Source organism: Streptomyces sp. NPDC048352 (assembly GCF_040651895.1).
GTDB lineage: Bacteria > Actinomycetota > Actinomycetes > Streptomycetales > Streptomycetaceae > Streptomyces.
In genome coordinates this window covers 21,250-40,908 of sequence record NZ_JBEZKZ010000011.1, presented here as the reverse complement: position 1 = coordinate 40,908, position 19,659 = coordinate 21,250, and the positions used below count along the sequence as shown (strand labels likewise).

Here is a 19,659-nt window from a genome sequence, read left to right as displayed (position 1 = left end):
GCGGTCTCAGAAGGGGGGAAACATCACAGAACGGTCTGGGCCTCGTCGTAGCGGGCCGTGGGGACCGTCTTCAGGGTCGAGGTGGCCTCGGCGAGGGGGACCATCACGATGTCCGTGCCGCGCAGCGCCGTCAGCATGCCGAACTCACCGCGGTGCGCCGCCTCCACCGCGTGCCAGCCGAAGCGGGTGGCCAGGACCCGGTCGTACGCGGTGGGCGTGCCGCCGCGCTGGACGTGGCCCAGGATGACGGGACGGGCCTCCTTGCCCAGGCGCCGCTCCAGCTCGACGGCCAGGATGTTGCCGATGCCGGCGAAGCGCTCGTGGCCGTACTGGTCGGTGCCGCCCGCCTCGTACTCCATGGTGCCGGGCCGGGGCTTGGCGCCCTCGGCGACGACGACGATCGCGAAGCGCTTGCCCGCCGAGAACCGCTCGCCGACGATCTCGGTGAGCTCCGCGATGTCGAAGGGGCGCTCCGGGACGACGATGGCGTGGGCGCCGGCCGCCATGCCCGAGTGCAGGGCGATCCAGCCGGTGTGGCGGCCCATGACCTCCACGACCATCACGCGCTGGTGCGACTCGGCGGTGGTCTTCAGGCGGTCCAGGGCGTCGGTGGCGACGCCCACGGCCGTGTCGAAGCCGAAGGTGACGTCGGTGGAGGCGATGTCGTTGTCGATGGTCTTCGGGACGCCGACGATGGGCAGACCGCCCTGCGCGAGCAGGTTGGCGGCCTTCAGGGTGCCTTCGCCGCCGATCGGGATGATGGCGTCCAGGCCGAGGTCCGCGACGTGCCCGCGCGCCCGCTCCACGCCGTCGCGCAGGTGCGCGGGCTGGACCCGGGAGGAGCCGAGGATGGTGCCGCCCCGGGCCAGGATGCCGGCGACGGAGTCCAGGTCGAGCTTGCGGTAGTCGCACTCCAGGAGGCCGCGCCAGCCGTCGTGGAAGCCGATGATCTCGTCGCCGTGGTCGACGACGGCGCGGTGCACGACGGAGCGGATGACGGCATTGAGGCCGGGGCAGTCGCCGCCGGAAGTGAGCACACCAATGCGCATGGCAGGAAGAACCTTTGCAACGTGGGCCGACGACCGGACCACGTCGTCCGGTTGGAACTACCCGTCACCCTACAAGCGGATTCCCGGTGGACTGAACCATCCTCCACAGGATGGTCGCAACAAGCGGAAGATCGTACGAACGCACGTCGGCCCGGACTCCCCGAGGGGAATCCGGGCCGGATGCCGTGCGGCGGGGGCGGCGAAGCCCCTACGCGGGCTGCGTGGCCGCCGCGATGCGCTCCGCGCGCAGCGCCTCGTACCAGCGGTCGTCTATGGCCGGCAGCGCGTTCACGTCGAGGGCCAGCTTCAGCAGCAGGTCCGCGATGAGCGGGTTGCGGGCCATCACGGGGCCGTGCATGTACGTCCCGAAGACGGTGTCGTTGTACGCGCCCTCGGTGCCGTCGCCGCTGCCGTTGCCGCGGCCGAGCCGGGTGCGGGCGAACGGCTTGGCCGTCGGGCCGAGGTGCGTGACGCCCTGGTGGTTCTCGAAGCCCGTCAGCGGGGGCAGGTTCAGGCGCGGGTCGATGTCGGCCAGCACGTCGCCGACGCACCGCTCGCCCTCGCCGCGCACGGTCACCACGTCCAGCAGGCCGAGGCCCTCCTGGCGCTGGCCCTGGTCGTTGACGAACTCCTTGCCCAGGATCTGGTACCCGGCGCAGACGGAGAAGACGATCGCACCGTTCGAGACGGCGCGCTCCAGGCCGCCGTCGCGCAGCAGCCGCTCGGCGGCCAGCCGCTGGGGCCGGTCCTCGCCGCCGCCGATCAGGTAGATGTCGCCCGAGGTGGGGATGGGCTGGTCGCTGCGCACGTCCACGCGCTGCACGTCCAGGCCGCGCTGGCGCGCCCGGCGCTCCACGACGAGGGCGTTGCCCTGGTCTCCGTACGTGCTGAGCAGGTCGGGGTAGACCCACACCAGACGCAGGCTGTTGTCGCTCATGCTCTTGTCCTTCGAAGGTCTGGGTACTAGTTGCCGACGCGGCGGCGCACGTCCTGGAAGGCGGTGTAGTTGGCGATCAGCTCGATCTGCCCGGGGGGTGCCAGCTGGACGGCCTCGTCGATGCTCTCGCAGACCCGGAAGTCCAGGCCCGCGACCTCCAGGCGGACCGCGAGGTCCAGCTTGCGGTCGCCGATCACGAAGATCGGGTGCCCGGCCAGGCGCGGGTAGTCCACGTCCCACAGCCAGGAGGTGTCGGTGCCGTCGGCGCCGCGGGCGTTCACCGAGAGGATCACCGGCGCCGGGGGCCCGTCGATCAGCGAGAACGTCTCGAGCCAGCCCGCGGGGTTCTTCGCGAGCAGCAGGCGCAGCTCGCGGCCCATGAAGCTGACCACGTCGTAACGGCCGGCGACGGCCTGCACCTGGTACATGCGCTCCAGCGCGACCTGCGGCGGCACGCCGAAGACGGCGGCCACGGCGGCCGAGGTGGCGGCGTTGGCCTTGTTCGCGCGGCCGGGCAGCTGGAGGTGGATCGGCCAGGCGCTGCCGTGCGGGTCCAGGACGTGGTCGCCGGAGAGCACCCAGCTCGGGGTCGGGCGGCGGAAGCCGCACTCACCGCAGAACCAGTCGTCGCCGGGGCGCTGCATGACGCCACCGCAGGAGGGGCACGACCAGGCGTCGTCCTTCCACTCCTGGCCGGCGGCGACCCACACGACGTTCTGCGACGAGGACGCCGACCAGACGATCAGGGGGTCGTCGCAGTTGGCGACGACGACCGCCTTGGAGCCCTGGAGCCCCTCGCGCCACTTCTCGGCGAGCATGCGGGTCTCGGCCGCGCGGTCCAGCTGGTCGCGGGAGAGGTTCAGCAGGGCGATCACCTTGGGGGTGACGTCCCGGGCCACCCCGGCCAGGTACTTCTCGTCCACCTCGATGACGCCGTACCTGGCGTCCGAGCCGCCGGCCAGGGCCGAGGTGATGCCCGCGGGCATGTTCGCGCCCAGCGCGTTCGAGACGACCGGACCGCTGGCCCGCAGGGCCTCAGCGATCAGCCGGGTCGTCGTGGTCTTGCCGTTCGTCGCGGAGACGAGGACGACATCGAGATGCTGCGCCAGCGCGCCGAGAAGATCGGGGTCCAGCCTGAGTGCGACCTTGCCTCCGATCACCGATCCGCTTCCGCGTCCCGCGGCCCGCGACACCGCCGCCGCGGCCTTGCCCGCCGTCACGGCCAGCTTGGCCCGCGGCGAAAGCGGCTCCGTGTTGCCTGCCATCGTCCCTTGTCCTCCTAGCGTCGGTCGCCCCAGCCTATCCAGTACCGGCCGGGGCCTTGACCGCGGCGCCCCCGGTCCGCCGCGGATCTCCTCATATATTCGCCCGTCGTACCCTTACGGCCATGCGACAGCGCCCCCTCCCCGGTACCACCGGTTCCGTTCGTCCCATGAGTCTCCTGGGTGACCCGGTGCTCCACTCGCCCTGTGCGGAGGTCACCGGCTTCGGCCCCGAACTCGACCGGCTCATCGAGGACATGTTCGCCACGATGTACGCCGCCCAGGGCGTCGGCCTCGCCGCGAACCAGATCGGGACCGGGCAGCGGGTCTTCGTCTACGACTGCCCCGACGACGAGGACGTCCGTCATGTGGGACACGTCGTCAACCCCCGGCTGGTGGAAGCCGACGGGGACGCGTTCCGCGGCCCCGAGGGCTGTCTGTCGCTGCCCGGCCTGGAGGCGGGCACGGTCCGCTTCGACCGGGCGGTCGTGGAGGGGGTCACCTCCGACGGGGCCCCGGTGCGGATCGAGGGCACCGGGTTCTTCGCCCGGTGCCTCCAGCACGAGTGCGACCACCTCGACGGCACGGTCTACGCGGACCGGGTGACCGGGCTGCGCGCCCGCCGGCTGCGCCGTGCCATCCGCAAGGCCCCGTGGGGCGGCGCGCCCGCGTAACCGTTCAGAAGCCGGGGCCGTCCGCCCGGTTGCCGGCGGTGGCCAGGCGGCCCCAGAGCAGGTCGGTGAGGCCGGCCACCAGCGCCGCCCGGCCGCAGGGGCGTTCGCCGAGCCACCAGTCGCCGGCGGCGTGCATCATGCCGACGATGCCGTGGCCCCAGATTCGGGCGAGCTGTGCCCCGTCGGGGCCGAGGTCCACGCGCTCCCCGACCACCTCGGCCAGCTCCTCCCCGAGCCGGCGCAGCAGGGGCGCGGAGTGCAGGCCGACGTCGAAGCCGCGCTCGCTGCTCTGCGAGTCCTCGGCGGGGTGCATCAGGAACCGGTAGACCTGCGGGCGGGCCTCGATGGCGGCGAGGTAGGTGTCCAGGGTGGACTCGACCCGCCGTCGGCGTTCGGCCGGGGCGTCGAGCGCGGCCCGCAGCGAGTCGAGCAGGGCGTCGGTGTGCCGGACGGCGAGCGCCTGGTAGAGGCCCGCCTTGTCGCCGAAGTGCCGGTAGAGGATCGGCTTGGTGATGCCCGCTTCGGCCGCGATGGCGTTCATGGAGGCCTTGGGGCCGTCCCTGAGTACGACGCGGTCCGCCGCCTCGAGCAGTTCGCGCCGGCGGCGTTCTCCCGCTCCCGGCTCGCCCGCCTGCTGACTGGTCTCCATGACGTGTTTCTCTCCCCGCCCTTGCGATGGTGCGTGACGCCCACGCAACGTAACACCCCACACGGCCCCGTCACCGAATCCGGCTGCGCTTGACAGTGCTTACCAGCCGGTAACAGACTGTGGCCACGGTGAGGGTTACCGGCAGTAACGGTAACCGTGTGAGAACAGCTGGAGGGGACATGGCGGAGTTCACCATGGAGCTCAACGACGACCAGAAGCAGGTCCGCGACTGGATCCACGGCTTCGCCGCCGACGTGATCCGGCCCGCGGCCGCCGAATGGGACGAGCGGGAAGAGACTCCGTGGCCCGTCATCCAGGAGGCGGCCAAGGTCGGCATCTACTCCCTGGACTTCTACGCCCAGCAGTTCTTCGACCCGACCGGCCTCGGCATCCCCATGGCGATGGAGGAGCTGTTCTGGGGCGACGCGGGCATCGCGCTGTCCATCGTCGGCACCGGCCTCGCGGCCATCGGCGTCGTCGCCAACGGCACCGAGGAGCAGATCGGCACCTGGATCCCGCAGATGTACGGGACCCCCGACGACGTCAAGGTCGCCGCCTTCTGCTCCTCCGAGCCGGACGCCGGGTCGGACGTCGGCGCGATGCGCACCCGGGCCGTCTACGACCAGGCCAAGGACGAGTGGGTGCTCAACGGCACCAAGACCTGGGCCACCAACGGCGGCATCGCCAACGTCCACATCGTCGTCGCCGTCGTCGACCCGGAGCTCGGCACCAAGGGGCACGCCTCCTTCATCGTGCCCCCGGGCACCCCGGGGCTCACCCAGGGCCAGAAGTTCAAGAAGCACGGCATCCGCGCCTCGCACACGGCCGAGGTGGTCCTGGAGGACGTACGCGTGCCCGGTTCCTGCCTGCTCGGCGGCAAGGACAAGCTGGACGAGCGCCTCGCGCGGGCCCGTGAGCGGGCGGCGGCGGGCGGCGGCGAGCGGGTGAAGAACGCCGCCATGGCCACCTTCGAGGCCTCCCGGCCGGCCGTCGGGGCGATGGCCGTCGGCACGGCGCGCGCGGCGTACGAGGTCGCCCTGGACTACGCGAAGACCCGTACCCAGTTCGGGCGCCCGATCATCGACAACCAGGGCGTGGCCTTCCAGCTCGCGGACATGCGCACCCAGATCGACGCGGCCCGGCTGCTGGTGTGGCGGGCGTCCTGGATGGCGGTCGCGGGCAAGCCGTTCACCTCGGCGGAGGGCTCCATGTCGAAGCTGTTCGCGAGCGAGGTGGCGAAGAAGGTCACCGCCCAGGCGGTCCAGATCCTCGGCGGCAACGGTTTCACCCGGGAGTACCCGGTGGAGCGCATGCACCGCGACAGCGCGATCTACACGATCTTCGAGGGGACGAGCGAGATCCAGCGCCTGGTGATCGCGCGCACCCTCTCCGGCATGCCGATCCGCTAGCGCCGTGCGGAGGGCCCGCGGGTGCGGCTGCCCCCCGGGCGTCAATGCCGCGGGGTCAGGCAGTTCACGGTCCAGCCGTCGCCGCCGTACTCCGGGGCGGAGAGGAAGTCGCCCGGGGCGCGGGACTCCCCGGCGGCCGGCCGCTTGCTGGCCCTCAGGGGTGCAGCAGGCGGGCGAGGACCCGGGTGAACAGGAGGCGGCCCGCCCGCGCCACCAGGGGGTCCAGGGCGCGGGGGAGGAAGCGCACGCGGAGGGCCTCGCGCCAGTGGACCTCCGTCCCCCCGCCGGGGACCGGGCGGAGCTCGATCTCCGCCCAGCCCGTGACGGTCCGGCCGCGCTTCTCCAGCCGGACCAGCCGCGGCGGCTCCCAGCGGACGACCTCCATCGGGTCGTCGAACGTGATCCTGCCCACTCCGGTGCGCGCGGTGAAGCGCGTCCCGACGCCCGACGGCGGCTGCGCGTCGATCACCGTCCGGGTCAGCGGCACCTCCTCGCCCTGGCGTTCCCAGTCCGTCAGCCGCCTCCAGGCCTCGGCCGGCGGGAGGGACGTACGGCGAATGATCCGGATCACGGGCATGAGCGCATGGTAAGCGGGCATACACACCCTGAACCGGACCCCGAATACGGGTTCCGCCGGGGGTGGCGATCGGCAATACTCGCCGCCACCGTGGATCGCGGATTCGACCGGGTGACCACCGGCCCTCCCGCCCCACACTGCGAGGAGGTGCGCCATGTGCTCCCACCAGCCCCCCTGCCCGCCCGCCGACAGCGCCGACCACGAGGCCGCCCGCGTCGTGGCCTCCCATCCCGAACAGGGCTGGAGCCTGCTCTGCAACGGGGTGGTCATCTTCGACGACACCGGGGAACTGCTCCCCGAAGGCCGGACGGTGGAACCCCGTCGCCCGGCCCTGGTCTGAGCGAGGAGGCAGCATGCGCCAGCAGCTGATCCGCAAGCCCGTCCCCAAGCCCGCCCCCCGAGACCTGGACCTGCGCACACCGTCGGGCAGACCCCTCCCGTACTGACGGGAGTCCGGGTGACAGGCGGCCCGCCGGCTGGGGCTCAGCCGGTGGGTGCCGCCGCACCACCGCGGAACGCGGTCTCGTACGCCGCGTCGCCGATGGCCGCCCTGGCCTGCCGCTCGCCGAGGTCCCGCAGGGCCGTCAGCGCCGGCGAGCCCATCTGCGGCCGCCCCACCGTGCGCCACCAGGCGTGCCCGGTGCCGAGCAGCCGTGCGGCCAGCTCACCGTCGCCGAGGGCCGCCACCGCCGCCGCGAGCAGGTCCAGGCCCAGCGCGATGCCGAAGCGGTCGCCCAGCAGCCGCTTGCCGGACAGCATGGCCCGTACGTGCCGCGCGGCCTCGCCGTGCTGGCTCAGCCCGAGCGCCGCGAGGGCCAGGACGTAGTCCGCGTACGCCCGCAGCCAGCGCTCGCCCAGCTCCGCGCACGCCTCCCGCAGCCCACGCGCCTCCTGCGCGGCCTCCTCGAAGCGCCCGAGGTCGTACAGGGCGAACGCGGTCGCCAGCCGGCACAGCAGCCACCCCGCCCCGCTCGTCGGCCCGCCGTGCGCCGCCCGCGCCCCGGGCCCCGCCAACGCGAGCGCCTCCACCGGGTCGCCCGGCATCAGGACCGACACCGCGCACAGGTACGCGGCGCGCAACTGCCGCTCGGGCTCGCCGAGCAGCGCCGCCTCCCGGGCGCAGTCGGCGCCCACCCGCCGGGCCGCCTCCATGTCGCCCTGGGCCAGCATCGTCAGGCCGAGCGCCCACAGGGCCTGGGCGCGGGCGGCGCCCGCGGGCGGGGCCCCGCCGAGGGCGCGTTCCAGGACGGCCCGGCCCTCGTGGACGTGCCCGCACGAGAACCAGAAGAACCACAGGCCGCCGGCCATCTCCAGGGCCGCCGGGGGATCCGTGCCGAGCAGGTGCTCGAGGGCCGTGCGCAGCTGCGCGTGCTCGGCGCTCATCCTGCGGTACCAGTCCACCTGGCCGGGCCCCAGCCAGCCCCGCTCGGCGGCGCCGGACAGCGCGGCGTACCAGTGGGCGTGCCGGTCGGCGACGGTCCGTACCTCGTCCAGTTCCGCCAGCCAGTCGTGCCCGAACTCCCGGATGGTGTCGAGCATCCGGTAGCGCGCCCCGGCGCCCCGCTCCTCGGAGCGCCGTACGACGGACTTCGCGACGAGCCCCTCCAGCACCCGCTCCACCCGGGCGGCGGGCAGCGGCCCGCCGGAGCACACGGCCCGGGCGGCGGCGACGTCGAAGTCCCCGCTGAACACCGAGAGCCGGGCCCACAGCAGCCGTTCCACCGGCTCGCACAGCTCGTGGCTCCAGCCGATCGCGGTCCGCATGGTCTGGTGCCGGGGCGGAAGGGCGGCGCGGGGGCCGCAGAGCACCTCGAAGCGCGCGCCGAGGCGCTGCGCCATCTGCTCCAGGCTCCACAGCCGCATCCTCGCCCCGGCCAGCTCCAGGGCGAGCGGGATGCCGTCCAGCCGGCGGCACACCTCGGCGGCGGTCCGGGCCCCCGCGGGGTCGGCGAAGAGGGGGGAGGACTGCGGGCTCGCGGCCAGGGCGCTGGCCCGGAAGAGGGCCAGCGCCTCGCTGTCGGGGCCCTCGCAGGGCAGCGGGCGGACTTCGAGCACCGTCTCGCCCGGGGAGTCGAGCCGCTCCCGGGAGGTGGTCAGCACCGTCAGTCCGGGTGCGGACTGCAGGAGTTCGCCCGTGAGGTGGCGAACTTCGGCCACCATGTGCTCGCAGGTGTCGAGGACGAGGAGCAGGGTCTTGTCGGCCATCCACGCGCACAGCTCCTCGTCGGGGCGGTGGGCGGCGTGGTCGGCGAGGCCGAGGGCGTGGGCGACGGTGGTGGTGAGCAGGGCGGGGTCGCGCAGCGGCGAGAGCTCCACCCACCAGATGCCGTGGGACCAGAGCCCGTGGGACCGGATCCCGTGGGGCCGCATCCCGCGGGGACGGGAGCGGCTGAGGCGGGTGGCGGCCCGCAGGGCGAGCCGGGTCTTGCCGACGCCGCCGACCCCGGTCAGGGTGACGAGTCTCCGCTCCTCCAACAGGCCCTCCAGGTCCGCCAGTTCGGCCTCGCGGCCGATGAAGCCGGCTGTTTCCGGCGGCAGGTTCCCCGGCATGCCGCCCGGGTCTGGCGCAGGGCCCCCGCATGCGGAGTCTGCCTGATTGTGGTTGACCGAGTACTCACCGAACACGGATGTATTGTGCGCGATCTTCTTTCGCGCCACGGCCGTTCGGCCGGGATCCGCGGCGGCGCGGTGCCCGCGGGGTGTCAGCCGGCCAGCAGGATCCGCCGTTCTTCGGAGAAGGCCCCCCAGTTGCCGTCGGGCAGCCGGGCGCGCAGTTTCAGGGTCCAGACCGTGCCGCCGGGCTCGGTGGTGGTCAGCCGGTAGGAGGCCCGGCCCTGCGGTACGGCCCCGGCCCCGAACTGGATGACGGTGACGGGCCGGTCGTTGACGTACAGCTGGTACTCGCTCGTCGCGCGGCCGGTGTCCGGGGCGGTCCAGGCCAGCTCGACCGTGCCGGGGGAGGCGGTCGCGGTGAACGAGCCGGGCGCGGTCTGGGGGGCCTGTCCGGGATCGGCCGGGGTGGTCACCGCCGCCGGCGGTCCGTCGGGGGAGGAGTTGTCGGAGCCGTCGCGGGCGCGGACGGTGAACTCGTAGGCGGTGCCCGGCTGGAGGCCGGTGACGGTGGTGCCGGTGTCGGTGCCGGAGGCGGTGTGGACGCGCACTCCGGCCTGGTAGACGTCGTACGCCGTCACGCCGGTGTCGTCCGTCGCCGCGCCCCAGCTCAGCCGGACGGCGCGGGGGCCCTCGGGGCGCCCGGTGGTGGCGGGCGGGGCGGTGGGGGCCTGGTGGTCCTCGGCCTTCGCTGCGGGGGTGGTCACCTCGGCGGGGGCGCTGAGCGGGGAGCGGTTCCCGGCTCCGTCCTCGGCCCGGACGGTGAAGGAGTAGGCCGTCCGCGGGGTGAGGCCGGTGATGTCCGTCATCGTCTTGTCGGCGGGCAGCTCCCGCACCAGCCGACCGTCTTGGAACACCTGGTAGCCGCTGACCCCGTCCGCGGTGTCGGGTGCCCGCCACATCACGTGGACCGAAGTGGCGCTGCCGGCCTGTGCGGTGAGGCCGGCGGGAGCGCGCGGGGGCTCGGTGTCGCCGTCCGCGCCGCACGCCGTCAGGGTCGCCGCCAGGCCGAGGGCGAGCGCTGCCCATGCCCGGCGCGGGGGAGGGGTGCCTCGCACGGGATGCCTTCCTCTAATGGTCTAGACATATATGGCACGGGGGAGGCGGCTCCACAAGGCCCTGGCGGGCCGGCGCGGCCGCCGGGCGCCGGTCTGGGCGGGTTCGTACGCATCCGCTCCCGTCCGGCGTCATTGCGGCCCTGGGACGGGCGCCCCGCGCTCCCTGCGCATCGAAGCCGGCGTCGCCTTCCAGCAGCCCCGTCTCTCGGCCGACCCCCGCCTCAGCCCGTACGACCTCGTCGGGGCACCGCCGAGTCGGCCGACCGGGTCGGCCTCGGCGCCGGCCTCCTCGCCCGGCGCCCTCAGGAGGTCAGCGACGGCCGGCTGCAACGCGCCTGCGTGGCCCGGGCGCTGGTGCCGCGGCCGCGCCGGAGCGACATCGCGGACGGCCGGGCGACTGTTGCGCCTTCGTGAACCGTCCGGCGCATCCATGGACTCCTCGGACAGCGCGACCTAGCGTCTGGCGGCGGCGCGACATCAGACGCAACGTCAACAGCCCCGTCCGGCAAGGAGGACGCCCCGATGTTCCGAAGAGCGCTGAACTGCGCCGTGGTCCCCGCCCTGGCCGCCCTGACGGTGATCGGCCCGATCGCCCCGGCCCAGGCCGACGAGATCCCCCAGGCGCCCGGCCACCGCCTGGTCAGCCACTACGAGGGCGCCCCCGCGGCCGCCGCTCCGCTGCCGGGCGCGGCCCCGCCCCAGCACCCCTTCCTCGCGCCCAACGGCCGCAGCGGCATGCACTCGGACGCCGCCGGCAGCGCCACCTCGCCGTGGTCGGGCCCGCTGGGGAAGGACCCGCAGGTGACCAGCGAGAAGATCGCGGCGCTCGGCGGCGAGTGCGCCACCGCCACCTTCGACTCCGGCGGCCGCCTCGTCACGGTCTGCGGCACCTTCTCCGGCTTCAAGGTCAAGCTCCTGGAACCCCGCACGCTCGCCACGCTCGCCGAGTACCAGCTCCCGCAGCGTCCCTCCACGGTCGAGGCGATCACCTCGCTCGACTTCGCGAAGATCTTCAAGGACACCTCGGGCGGCGCCTATTTCTACCTGGACGACCAGGACCGGGCCGTGCTCGCCGACTCCCGCCAGCACGTGCTGCGCCTCGCCCACGCGTGGCACCCCGACGCGTCGGGCGGGAGCTGGAAGTTCACCGTCACCGACGACTGGGACCTCACCGGCCAGGTGCCGCACGACTGCGTCGGCTGGACCAACCTGCGGCCCAGCGGCACCTGCGACCCGGTCACCTCGGTCATGCCCGACTGGGACGGCCGCATCTGGTGGGTCACCCGCCAGGGCCGGGTGGGCACCGTGGACCCGGCGAGCGGGCGGATCCGCTCCATCCGGCTGGAGGGCGAGGAGATCCAGAACTCCTTCTCCGTCGCCGAGGACGGCGTCTCCATCGTCACCGACCACGCCCTGTACGGGTTCCGCACCCGCCCCGACGGCACCCCCGAGGCCCAGTGGCGCCAGACGTACGACCGCGGGACGGGAACCAAGCCCGGCTCCGTCAACCAGGGTTCGGGCACCACCCCGGACCTGTTCGGCGACGGCTACGTCGCCATCACCGACAACGCCGACGACCGGATGAACGTCCTGGTCTACCGGCGCGGCGCGGACGTCCCCGCCGACCGGCGGCTGGTCTGCCGGGTGCCCGTCTTCGGACCCGGGGCCTCGACCACCGACAACTCCCTGATCACCTGGGGCAACAGCATCGTCGTCGAGAACAACTACGGCTACGAGAACCCGGCCTCGCTGCTGCTGGGCAAGTCGGTCGTCGGCGGCGTCACCCGCATCGACGTCCGCGCCGACGGCAGCGGCTGCGACACCGTGTGGGAGAGCCCGGTCCGTGCTCCCTCCGTGGTGCCGAAGCTCTCCACCGGCAACGGGCTGCTCTACTTCTACGAGAAGGAACCCAGCGTCTGGGGCATCGACTCCTGGTACCTCACCGCGGTGGACTTCCGCACCGGGGAGCGGCGCTGGCGGCGGCTGACCGGCACCGGCCCCCTGTACGACAACAACTGGGCGCCGATCACCCTCGGCCCCGACGGCACGGCCTACGTCGGCGTGTTCAACGGCATCGTCGCGGTCCGCGACCGCGGCTGAACCGGCCCCGGCCCCGGCCCCGGCTCCTCCTCGGCGCGGGGGCCGGGTCAGCCGCCGGGCCGCCACAGCGGGTGCTCGCGCTCGGCCCACCACCGCGCGACCGAGCCGGTGCGCAGGCCGCGCCGGGCCTCCGGATCCCCCAGGGCCTTGCCGATGTGCCCCGCCAGTACGACGGCCAGGGCCAGCGCCAGCCAGTCGTGCACGAAGGTGGCACCGGTGCGCAGCACGAGCGGGGCGAGGCCCGTGAACCACATCGGCAGCCCGGTGCCCAGCATCACCAGCACCGCCCCCGCCAGCCACGCCGCGTACAGCTTCTGCCCGGCGTTGAACTTCCCGGCGGGCCTCGGCCCCCGGCGCCGCAGCGCCGAGCGCAGCCAGACGCGGTCGTGCGGGCCGAAGCGGTTGAGCACGCGCAGGTCGGCGCGGAAGGCGCGGGAACCCAGTCCCACCAGCAGCGGCGCGGCCAGTGCCGCCCCCGACCACGTGTGGACCGTGACGACGAGATGCCGGCGCCCCACCAGCTCGGCGAGCGGTGCCAGGTACAGGCAGCCGGCGGAGATCACGCAGACGCCCATGAGGGCGGCCGTGGCCCGGTGGACCCAGCGCTCGGCGCGGCCGAACCGGTGTACGCGGTCGGCCCCTTCAGACGGTCGGGGCATCGTCGCGTCCGTTCGACCTGCCGACCCAGGCGTCGACGTCATATCCGAGCCCCTCCCAGTAGCCGGGTTCGACGTCGCGGGTCACGGTGATCCCGGAGAGCCACTTCGCCGACTTGTAGAAGTACATCGGCGCGACGTACAGCCGCGCGGGTCCGCCGTGGCTGTGGCTCAGCGGCCGGTCCTGCATCCGCAGGGCCACCATGACGTCGTCGCGCCGGGCCTGGGGGAGGGTGAGGCTCTCCGTGTAGGTCCCGTCGAAGCAGCTGAAGCGGATGGCCCGCGCCCCGGGCCGCACCCCCGCGGCGTCGAGCAGCCGCGACACCGGCACCCCCTCGAAGGAGGTCCCGGGGACGCGCCAGCCGGTGACGCACTGCACGTCGCGCACGACCCGGGTCTGGGGCAGCGCGCGCAGGGCGTCGAGGCCGTACGCCGCCGGGCGCTCCACCAGGCCGTCGACGGTGAGCCGGTAGTCGGCCGGGCCGCGCTCGGGCACGGAGGCGGCCACCGAGTAGTACCGGAACCCGCCCCCGTCGGGCAGCAGCCCGGTGATGCCGGTCGGGTCCTTGCCGGCGGCGGCACCGAGCCCCGCCTCGACCCCCCGCCGCAGCCAGGGCGCGGCCGCCAGCCCGGCGGCGCCGAGCCCGACCATGCCGAGCACCAGGCGCCGCCCGACGGGGGCGCCGTGGCCGTCGGGCCCGGCCTGCGGGCCGGGCCCCGCCGTCTGTCCGGTGCTTCCCTCTGTGTTCACCCGCCGATTCGACCACCGGCCCCGCCCGGGCGCCAGAGCGGACGGCCGCACGTCAGGATTCCGTCACATCCCGGCGGCGGGGGCGGTGCCCGCGCCCCCCCCGCTACACGGCGGATTCGAGCCGCCGGTCCGCCAGGCGGTCCCGGCCCGGCGGGGCGGGCGGCCCGGCCTTCACCAGGTCGAGGCTCGCCTCCAGGTCGTCCAGCGCGAGACGCGCGGCGGCGATCCGCTCCCGGACCTCGTCGGCCGGACCCGTGGCGTTCGCCGCGCGCTCGCGGGCCCGCGCGTCCGCCTCCTCCATCTCCCGCGCCTCGTCGAGGGAGTTGAGCACCACGCCGATCAGGACGTTCACCAGGACGAAGGAGGCGAGGAGCGCGTACGAGGCGTAGTAGAGGATGCTGAACCGGGAGATCTCCAGCCCGGCCCGGACCGCGTCCGTCAGCCCGTCCAGGGTGGTGAGCAGGAACAGCGTGAGCGCGGCCCGCCCGATCGAGCCGTAGTGCTGCGGGTCGGAGGCGGCGAAGCAGACCCAGCCGACCATGGCGTACACGTACACCACCAGCGCGCCGATGAACAGGAAGCTGGCCGTGCCCGGCAGGCTCCGCCCGACCGCGAGCAGCAGGATCCGCAGGTGGGGGAGGAAGCGGGCGGTGCGCAGCACGCGGGCGAGGCGCAGCAGCCGCAGCACGGTGGTGTTCTCGCGCAGGAACGGCAGGAAGGCGGAGGCCACGATCAGCAGGTCGAAGATGTTCCAGGGATCCCGGAAGAATGCTTTCGGCCGGTCGGCGTGCGCACCCACGCGCAACAGCATCTCCAGCGTGAAGAGGGTCAGGCAGGACTCCTCCGCGATCCGGAGCACCTGGCGGTGCGAGGCGGCCAGCCCGCTGTACGTCTCCACGCCCATCAGTGCCGCGTTGAGCAGGATCACCGCGAAGACGCCCATCCCGAACGACGGGGCCTCGGTGATGCTGCGGCAGCGGGCGGCCAGTCGCCTTCGGCCGGTTCCGGCCGGAGTGGGGTCCGTCATCTCGCTCCTCGTACTCGTGTCGCTCGTGGTCGGCGTCGCGCGGACCGGCGCGTGGCGGGGGCGTACGCGCCGGTCCGTACCTCCTTCTAACGCCGTGCGGACGAACGGGTTTCAGAACGCTCGCGCAGGGGCGCCGCCACGGGCCGGACCCTGCCCGGGGCTTACGTCCCCGGGCCGATGTCCCTTCTGCGCGGGCTGGTTACTGTCGCGACATGGACAGAACAACACTCACAGCCAGCCCGCCCGCGGCACCGGACGCGGGGGCGGGTCCGGCCGTCCGCGCATGGGCCGGGGCCGCCGCCCACCTCCTCGTCGCGGGCCTGGTCATCGGCCTCGCCTCCAGCACCCCCTGGCCGGTGCTCGCCTGCACCCTCCTGCTCGCCGCCGGCCTGCTGGCCGGGCTGGTGCGGCGCAGGCCCCTCGCGGCGCTGGCCGTCACCCTGCTCAGCGGGACGCTCGTGGCCTTCTCCGTGCCGCACCACGGACCGGAGCACCTGCCGGTCTACCTCCCGGCTGAGCTGGTCCTCGGCGTCGTCGCCGCCACGCGTTCGCGCCGCACCGCCCTCGTCGCCGGCGCAGTCTGCGGAGCGGTCGTGCTGCCGGCCGTCGCCCTGCTGGTCTCCGGGCCCGCCGTGGGCGGCGCGGCCCTGGTCGCGGTCCTGTCGGGATGCCTCGCCTGGCTGGCCGGGCTGTCGCTGCGCCAGCGCCGCGAGCACGCGGTGGAACTGCGCGGCAGGGAGGTCTCCGAGGCCGTCACCGCCGAACGCCTGCGCATCGCCCGCGAGCTGCACGACATGGTCGCGCACAGCATCGGCGTGATCGCCATCCAGGCGGGCGCCGGAAGCCGGGTCATCACCACCCGGCCCGACGAGGCCCGCGACGCGCTGACCGCCATCGAGACCACCAGCCGCGAGACCCTGGCGGGGCTGCGCCGGACCCTGGTCGCCCTGCGCCGGGCCGAGCCGGACCCGGACGGCGGCGACACCGCGACCGGACCCGCGCCGGGGCTGGCCGACCTCGACGCGCTGGCGGCCTCCCCGGCCGCGGCGGGCGTCCGGGTGGACGTCCGCAGGACCGGCGAGCCGCGCCGGCTCCCGCCGGAGATCGAGCTGTCGGCGTACCGCATCGTGCAGGAGGCGCTCACGAACGTGGTCCGGCACGCCGGCGCCGCGCAGGCCCGGGTGACCGTCGGCTTCCGGGACGAGGAGCTGACGGTGGAGGTCGTCGACGACGGCAGGGGAGCGGCCGGACGCGCGGCGGAGACCGGTTTCGGCATCACCGGCATGTACGAGCGGGTCAGCCTGCTCGGCGGCCGCTTCAGCGCCGGCCCCCGCCCCGAGGGCGGATTCCGGGTCGCGGCGGAGCTGCCCCTGCCCGCGGTGGCGGAGGCGGCCCGATGAACGCGGCTCCGGTGCGCGTCCTGCTCGTGGACGACCAGCCGCTCATCCGCTCCGGGCTGCGGATGCTCATGGCCGACAGCGAAGGGCTGGAGGTGGTCGGAGAGGCCGGCACCGGCGGGGACGCGGTCCGGCTGGCCGCCGAGCAGGGCCCCGACGTGGTGGTGATGGACATCAGGATGCCGGGCATGGACGGCATCGAGGCGACCCGCCGGATCACGAGCGGCCCGGGCGCGCCCCGGGTGCTCGTCCTGACGACCTTCGACGAGGACGAGCACGTCTACGGGGCGCTGCGCGCCGGCGCGAGCGGCTTCGCCGTCAAGGACATGGCCCTGGACGAGATCCTGGCGGCCGTCCGCCTGGTGGCCGCCGGGGACGCGCTGCTCGCCCCGGCCGTCACGCGCCGTCTGATCGCCGACTTCGTACGGGCGCCGGTCGCCCGGGAGCGGCCGCCCCGGGTGGTCGAGGGGATCACCGACCGGGAGCGGGAGGTCCTCACCCTGGTCGGGCGGGGCAGGTCGAACACGGAGATCGCCGAGGAGCTGTTCATCTCCGTGGCCACCGCCAAGGCGCACGTGGCGCGCCTGTTCAGCAAGCTGGGCGCGCGCGACCGGGTCCAGCTGGTGATCACGGCCTACGAGGCGGGGCTGGTCACCCCGTCGGGCCGATGACCCGCGTGCCCGCGGGCGAGCGGCGCAAAGCGGCCGGGCCGGGTCCCTCGGGGACCCGGCCCGGCCGTCCGTGTACGCGGGGGGAGGTCAGGAACGCGGACCGCGCTCCTGCTGCTCGGAGCGCCGCGCGGCCTCCTCCGCCTGCTTCTCCTTGATCCGCACGCTCTCCTTGCGGACCTCGGCCTGGGTGGCGCGCTCCTTCTGCAGCCACTCCGGGTTCTCCTGCTTGATCGCCTCGATCTGCTCGGTGGTGAGCGCCTCGGTGACTCCGCCGCGCGCGAGACCGGCAATGGACACGCCGAGCTTCGAGGCGACCACCGGGCGGGGGTGCGGGCCGTTGCGCCGCAGCTCCACCAGCCAGGCCGGCGGCTCGGCCTGGAGTGCGTTCAGCTCGGTGCGCGAGACGACACCCTCCTGGAACTCTGCGGGGGTGGCCTCGAGGTACACACCCAGCTTCTTCGCCGCGGTCGCGGGCTTCATCGTCTGGGTGCTCTGGTGGGACGTCATGGTGTCAAGGGTATCGAGCGTGTGCGCTACCTCCGACCACGACCGGTAGCCTTGCGGGGTGACAGGCTCGGATGTACCCCCTTCGTTCCGGCTCGCCTACGTCCCGGGAGTGACACCCACGAAGTGGGTGCGGATCTGGAACGAGCGGCTGCCCGACGTCCCGCTGGCCCTCGTCGGCGTGGCCGCCGCCGAGGTGTTCGCCGCGCTGCGCACGGGTGACGCCGACGCCGGGTTCGTACGGATGCCCGTGGACGGGGCGGACCTCAGCGCGATCCCGCTCTACACCGAGACGACCGTCGTGGTGGTCCCGAAGGACCACGTGGTGGCCGCCGTGGAAGAGGTCACCACCGGGGACCTGGCCGACGAGATCGTGCTCCACCCCCTCGACGACGTCCTGGAGTGGGAGGACCTCCCCGGACAGCCCGCGTTCGAACGGCCCGCCACCACGGCGGACGCCGTCGAGCTGGTGGCCGCGGGCATCGGCGTCCTCGTCGTCCCCCAGTCCCTCGCCCGCCTGCACCACCGCAAGGACCTCACCTACCGGACGGTCACCGACGCCCCCGCGTCGCGGGTCGCGCTGTCCTGGCCGCAGGAGAAGACCACCGACCTCGTGGAGGAGTTCATCGGGATCGTCCGCGGACGGACCGTGAACAGCACGCGCGGCCGCCCGCCCACCCCGCCGCAGCCCAAGCAGCGCAAGGCGGCCGGGAACGCCGCCGGCAAGGCCGGCGGCAAGACGGGTGCCGGCAAGACCGGCGGCAGGACCGCGGGCGGGCCCGCGGCCCGCTCGGGCGGGAAGCCCGCCGCCAAGCGGGGCAAGCCGCGCGGTCGCCGCTAGGGGGTGTCCGGTCCCCGCGTTGCGTCGCGGGGCTCCGGGGGGCAGGGTCGGTGGGGCGGCTCCCTCGCAGGAAGGTCGGACCATGCCCATCGCCACCGTCAACCCCACGACCGGCAAGACGCTGCTCTCCTTCGACGCCCTCGACGCCGCCGGCATCGAGCGCTGCCTGGCCCTGGCGGCGAGCACGGCCGCTTCCTACCGGCACACCGCCTTCGCCGAGCGTTCCGCGCTGCTCTGCCGCGCGGCGGACCTGCTGGAGGCGGAGGCCGAGGACGTCGCCCGCACCATGACGGTCGAGATGGGCAAACCGCTCGCCGCGGCCCGCGCGGAGGCGGCCAAGTGCGTCAAGGCGATGCGCTGGTACGCCGCCCACGCCGAGTCCCTCCTCGCCGACGAGCAGCCCGCCGACGCCGACGTGCGCGACGCGGGCGCCTCGGCCGTACGGGTCCGCTACCGGCCCCTGGGCGTGGTGCTCGCCGTCATGCCGTGGAACTTTCCCCTCTGGCAGGTCGTGCGCTTCGCCGCGCCCGCGCTCATGGCCGGCAACGTGGGCCTGCTCAAGCACTCGTCGAACGTCCCGCAGACCGCGCTGTACCTCGGCGACCTCTTCCACCGGGCGGGCTTCCCCCAGGGCTGCTTCCAGACCCTGCTCATCGGCTCCGGCCCCGTCGAGGGCATCCTGCGCGACCCCAGGGTGGCCGCGGCCACCCTCACGGGCAGCGAGCCGGCCGGGCGCGCGGTGGCCTCCGTCGCCGGGGACGAGGTCAAGAAGACCGTCCTGGAGCTCGGCGGCAGCGACCCGTACATCGTGATGCCGTCGGCCGACGTGGCCCGCGCGGCCCGTACGGCGGTCACGGCGCGGGTGCAGAACAACGGCCAGTCCTGCATCGCCGCCAAGCGGTTCATCGTCCACGAGGACGTCTACGAGGAGTTCGCGCGGCTCTTCACGGACGGCATGCGGGCCCTGACCGTGGGCGACCCGATGGAGGAGTCCACCGACGTCGGCCCGCTGGCCACCGAGAGCGGCCGCGCCGACGTGGAGGAGCTGGTCGACGACGCCGTACGGCAGGGCGCCGCCGTCCTGTGCGGCGGCCGCCGCCCGCCCGGCCGCCCGGACGGCTGGTTCTACGAGCCGACGGTCCTGGCCGACGTCACCCCGGCCATGCGCATCGACCTGGAGGAGACCTTCGGCCCCGTCGCCACCCTGTACCGGGTGGGCAGCCCCGAGGAGGCCGTGGAGCGGGCCAACCACACGCCCTTCGGTCTCAGTTCGAACGTCTGGACCCGGGAGGACGCCGAGCTGGAGCGCTTCGTGCGCGACCTCGAAGCCGGCGGGATCTTCGTCAACGGCATGACCGCCTCCCACCCGGCCCTGCCCTTCGGCGGCGTCAAGCGGTCCGGGTACGGGCGCGAGCTGTCCGGGCACGGCATCCGGGAGTTCTGCAACATCACGACGGTCTGGCAGGCCGCGGACCAGGGCTGACGGG

General features: G+C 74.0%; 19 protein-coding genes and 1 pseudogene. 9 read left to right on the top strand and 11 right to left on the bottom strand.

Annotated features, from left to right (window positions below; translation table 11 throughout):
- Window positions 1-23 precede the first annotated feature (23 nt).
- The 3 genes from AB0D45_RS08700 to AB0D45_RS08690 form a co-directional block, all read right to left on the bottom strand.
- Complete coding sequence (locus AB0D45_RS08700; RefSeq protein ID WP_362456156.1) at window positions 24-1,049, bottom strand: 6-phosphofructokinase; 1,026 nt, start codon at window positions 1,047-1,049, stop codon at window positions 24-26.
- 208 nt (window positions 1,050-1,257) lie between these two features.
- Entirely contained in the window at window positions 1,258-1,986 is a 729-nt protein-coding gene (locus AB0D45_RS08695) for a glutamine amidotransferase (protein WP_362456155.1), read from the bottom strand.
- Window positions 1,987-2,012: 26 nt separating this feature from the next.
- Window positions 2,013-3,251 (bottom strand): MurT ligase domain-containing protein, encoded by a 1,239-nt coding sequence (locus tag AB0D45_RS08690; protein WP_361609849.1) that lies wholly within the window; start codon window positions 3,249-3,251, stop codon window positions 2,013-2,015.
- Window positions 3,252-3,373: 122 nt separating this feature from the next.
- Between AB0D45_RS08690 and def the strand changes: the two genes are divergently transcribed.
- A complete protein-coding gene (gene def / locus AB0D45_RS08685; RefSeq protein ID WP_362456154.1) occupies window positions 3,374-3,922 on the top strand; it encodes a peptide deformylase in 549 nt (182 codons plus the stop codon).
- Between the two features lie 4 nt (window positions 3,923-3,926).
- On the opposite strand, the gene AB0D45_RS08680 is transcribed toward def, so the two are convergent.
- Window positions 3,927-4,571, bottom strand: coding sequence for a TetR family transcriptional regulator (locus AB0D45_RS08680; protein WP_362456153.1), 645 nt, complete (start codon window positions 4,569-4,571; stop codon window positions 3,927-3,929).
- 179 nt (window positions 4,572-4,750) lie between these two features.
- On the opposite strand from AB0D45_RS08680, the gene AB0D45_RS08675 reads away from it, so the two are divergent.
- Window positions 4,751-5,980, top strand: a complete 1,230-nt coding sequence (locus tag AB0D45_RS08675) for an acyl-CoA dehydrogenase family protein (RefSeq protein WP_361610722.1) — start codon at window positions 4,751-4,753, stop codon at window positions 5,978-5,980.
- A gap of 154 nt (window positions 5,981-6,134) precedes the next feature.
- Here the strand turns inward: AB0D45_RS08675 and AB0D45_RS08670 are convergent, their stop codons facing one another.
- On the bottom strand, window positions 6,135-6,557 hold the full coding sequence (locus AB0D45_RS08670) for an SRPBCC family protein (protein ID WP_362456152.1): 423 nt from the start codon (window positions 6,555-6,557) through the stop codon (window positions 6,135-6,137).
- A gap of 154 nt (window positions 6,558-6,711) precedes the next feature.
- Between AB0D45_RS08670 and AB0D45_RS08665 the strand changes: the two genes are divergently transcribed.
- On the top strand, window positions 6,712-6,897 hold the full coding sequence (locus AB0D45_RS08665) for a DUF5999 family protein (RefSeq protein WP_125815414.1): 186 nt from the start codon (window positions 6,712-6,714) through the stop codon (window positions 6,895-6,897).
- Between the two features lie 143 nt (window positions 6,898-7,040).
- Here the strand turns inward: AB0D45_RS08665 and AB0D45_RS08660 are convergent, their stop codons facing one another.
- Window positions 7,041-9,107, bottom strand: a complete 2,067-nt coding sequence (locus tag AB0D45_RS08660) for an NB-ARC domain-containing protein (RefSeq protein WP_362456151.1) — start codon at window positions 9,105-9,107, stop codon at window positions 7,041-7,043.
- Window positions 9,108-9,259: 152 nt separating this feature from the next.
- Window positions 9,260-10,225: a fibronectin type III domain-containing protein gene (locus tag AB0D45_RS08655; RefSeq protein ID WP_362456149.1), complete on the bottom strand. Its 966-nt coding sequence runs from the start codon at window positions 10,223-10,225 to the stop codon at window positions 9,260-9,262.
- Window positions 10,226-10,376: 151 nt separating this feature from the next.
- Between AB0D45_RS08655 and AB0D45_RS08650 the strand changes: the two are divergent.
- Window positions 10,377-10,594: pseudogene (locus AB0D45_RS08650) on the top strand (ABC transporter ATP-binding protein); the annotation flags it as partial.
- A 153-nt stretch (window positions 10,595-10,747) separates the two neighbouring features.
- Window positions 10,748-12,325, top strand: a complete 1,578-nt coding sequence (locus AB0D45_RS08645) for a hypothetical protein (RefSeq protein WP_362456147.1) — start codon at window positions 10,748-10,750, stop codon at window positions 12,323-12,325.
- Between the two features lie 47 nt (window positions 12,326-12,372).
- Here AB0D45_RS08645 and AB0D45_RS08640 read toward each other — a convergent pair whose 3' ends face one another.
- The 3 genes from AB0D45_RS08640 to AB0D45_RS08630 all read right to left on the bottom strand — a co-directional run bounded on the left by AB0D45_RS08640 (window position 12,373) and on the right by AB0D45_RS08630 (window position 14,759).
- The gene (locus tag AB0D45_RS08640) at window positions 12,373-12,984 is read right to left on the bottom strand and encodes a cytochrome b/b6 domain-containing protein (protein ID WP_362456145.1); all 612 of its coding nucleotides are present in this window, start codon (window positions 12,982-12,984) and stop codon (window positions 12,373-12,375) included.
- Window positions 12,968-13,732 (bottom strand): molybdopterin-dependent oxidoreductase, encoded by a 765-nt coding sequence (locus AB0D45_RS08635; RefSeq protein ID WP_362456143.1) that lies wholly within the window; start codon window positions 13,730-13,732, stop codon window positions 12,968-12,970. The genes AB0D45_RS08640 and AB0D45_RS08635 overlap by 17 nt, the downstream gene beginning before the upstream one ends.
- Window positions 13,733-13,835: 103 nt before the next feature.
- Window positions 13,836-14,759 (bottom strand): ion transporter, encoded by a 924-nt coding sequence (locus AB0D45_RS08630; protein ID WP_362456141.1) that lies wholly within the window; start codon window positions 14,757-14,759, stop codon window positions 13,836-13,838.
- 212 nt (window positions 14,760-14,971) lie between these two features.
- Here AB0D45_RS08630 and AB0D45_RS08625 point away from each other — a divergent pair, with 212 nt between their 5' ends.
- A complete protein-coding gene (locus AB0D45_RS08625; RefSeq protein ID WP_362456139.1) occupies window positions 14,972-16,159 on the top strand; it encodes a sensor histidine kinase in 1,188 nt (395 codons plus the stop codon).
- On the top strand, window positions 16,156-16,827 hold the full coding sequence (locus tag AB0D45_RS08620; protein ID WP_362456137.1) for a response regulator transcription factor: 672 nt from the start codon (window positions 16,156-16,158) through the stop codon (window positions 16,825-16,827). Before AB0D45_RS08625 ends, AB0D45_RS08620 begins: the two co-directional genes overlap by 4 nt.
- An 87-nt stretch (window positions 16,828-16,914) precedes the next feature.
- Here AB0D45_RS08620 and AB0D45_RS08615 read toward each other — a convergent pair whose 3' ends face one another.
- The gene (locus AB0D45_RS08615) at window positions 16,915-17,334 is read right to left on the bottom strand and encodes a DUF5997 family protein (protein WP_362456135.1); all 420 of its coding nucleotides are present in this window, start codon (window positions 17,332-17,334) and stop codon (window positions 16,915-16,917) included.
- A gap of 58 nt (window positions 17,335-17,392) precedes the next feature.
- Here AB0D45_RS08615 and AB0D45_RS08610 point away from each other — a divergent pair, with 58 nt between their 5' ends.
- Both AB0D45_RS08610 and AB0D45_RS08605 read left to right on the top strand, forming a co-directional pair.
- Window positions 17,393-18,172 carry a LysR substrate-binding domain-containing protein gene (locus AB0D45_RS08610; RefSeq protein ID WP_362456133.1) on the top strand — a complete coding sequence of 260 codons (780 nt, stop codon included), beginning with the start codon at window positions 17,393-17,395 and terminating at the stop codon, window positions 18,170-18,172.
- 82 nt (window positions 18,173-18,254) lie between these two features.
- Complete coding sequence (locus tag AB0D45_RS08605; RefSeq protein WP_362456131.1) at window positions 18,255-19,655, top strand: NADP-dependent succinic semialdehyde dehydrogenase; 1,401 nt, start codon at window positions 18,255-18,257, stop codon at window positions 19,653-19,655.
- The last annotated feature ends 4 nt before the right edge of the window (window positions 19,656-19,659 follow it).

What these genes read in the sequence shown, in the direction of transcription:
- AB0D45_RS08700 (WP_362456156.1), bottom strand. Translation starts at nt 1,049, where the DNA reads ATGCGCATTGGTGTGCTCACTTCCGGCGGCGACTGCCCCGGCCTCAAT.
- AB0D45_RS08695 (WP_362456155.1), bottom strand. Translation starts at nt 1,986, where the DNA reads ATGAGCGACAACAGCCTGCGTCTGGTGTGGGTCTACCCCGACCTGCTC.
- AB0D45_RS08690 (WP_361609849.1), bottom strand. Translation starts at nt 3,251, where the DNA reads ATGGCAGGCAACACGGAGCCGCTTTCGCCGCGGGCCAAGCTGGCCGTG.
- def (WP_362456154.1), top strand. Translation starts at nt 3,374, where the DNA reads ATGCGACAGCGCCCCCTCCCCGGTACCACCGGTTCCGTTCGTCCCATG.
- AB0D45_RS08680 (WP_362456153.1), bottom strand. Translation starts at nt 4,571, where the DNA reads ATGGAGACCAGTCAGCAGGCGGGCGAGCCGGGAGCGGGAGAACGCCGC.
- AB0D45_RS08675 (WP_361610722.1), top strand. Translation starts at nt 4,751, where the DNA reads ATGGCGGAGTTCACCATGGAGCTCAACGACGACCAGAAGCAGGTCCGC.
- AB0D45_RS08670 (WP_362456152.1), bottom strand. Translation starts at nt 6,557, where the DNA reads ATGCCCGTGATCCGGATCATTCGCCGTACGTCCCTCCCGCCGGCCGAG.
- AB0D45_RS08665 (WP_125815414.1), top strand. Translation starts at nt 6,712, where the DNA reads ATGTGCTCCCACCAGCCCCCCTGCCCGCCCGCCGACAGCGCCGACCAC.
- AB0D45_RS08660 (WP_362456151.1), bottom strand. Translation starts at nt 9,107, where the DNA reads ATGCCGGGGAACCTGCCGCCGGAAACAGCCGGCTTCATCGGCCGCGAG.
- AB0D45_RS08645 (WP_362456147.1), top strand. Translation starts at nt 10,748, where the DNA reads ATGTTCCGAAGAGCGCTGAACTGCGCCGTGGTCCCCGCCCTGGCCGCC.
- AB0D45_RS08640 (WP_362456145.1), bottom strand. Translation starts at nt 12,984, where the DNA reads ATGCCCCGACCGTCTGAAGGGGCCGACCGCGTACACCGGTTCGGCCGC.
- AB0D45_RS08630 (WP_362456141.1), bottom strand. Translation starts at nt 14,759, where the DNA reads ATGACGGACCCCACTCCGGCCGGAACCGGCCGAAGGCGACTGGCCGCC.
- AB0D45_RS08625 (WP_362456139.1), top strand. Translation starts at nt 14,972, where the DNA reads ATGGACAGAACAACACTCACAGCCAGCCCGCCCGCGGCACCGGACGCG.
- AB0D45_RS08620 (WP_362456137.1), top strand. Translation starts at nt 16,156, where the DNA reads ATGAACGCGGCTCCGGTGCGCGTCCTGCTCGTGGACGACCAGCCGCTC.
- AB0D45_RS08615 (WP_362456135.1), bottom strand. Translation starts at nt 17,334, where the DNA reads ATGACGTCCCACCAGAGCACCCAGACGATGAAGCCCGCGACCGCGGCG.
- AB0D45_RS08605 (WP_362456131.1), top strand. Translation starts at nt 18,255, where the DNA reads ATGCCCATCGCCACCGTCAACCCCACGACCGGCAAGACGCTGCTCTCC.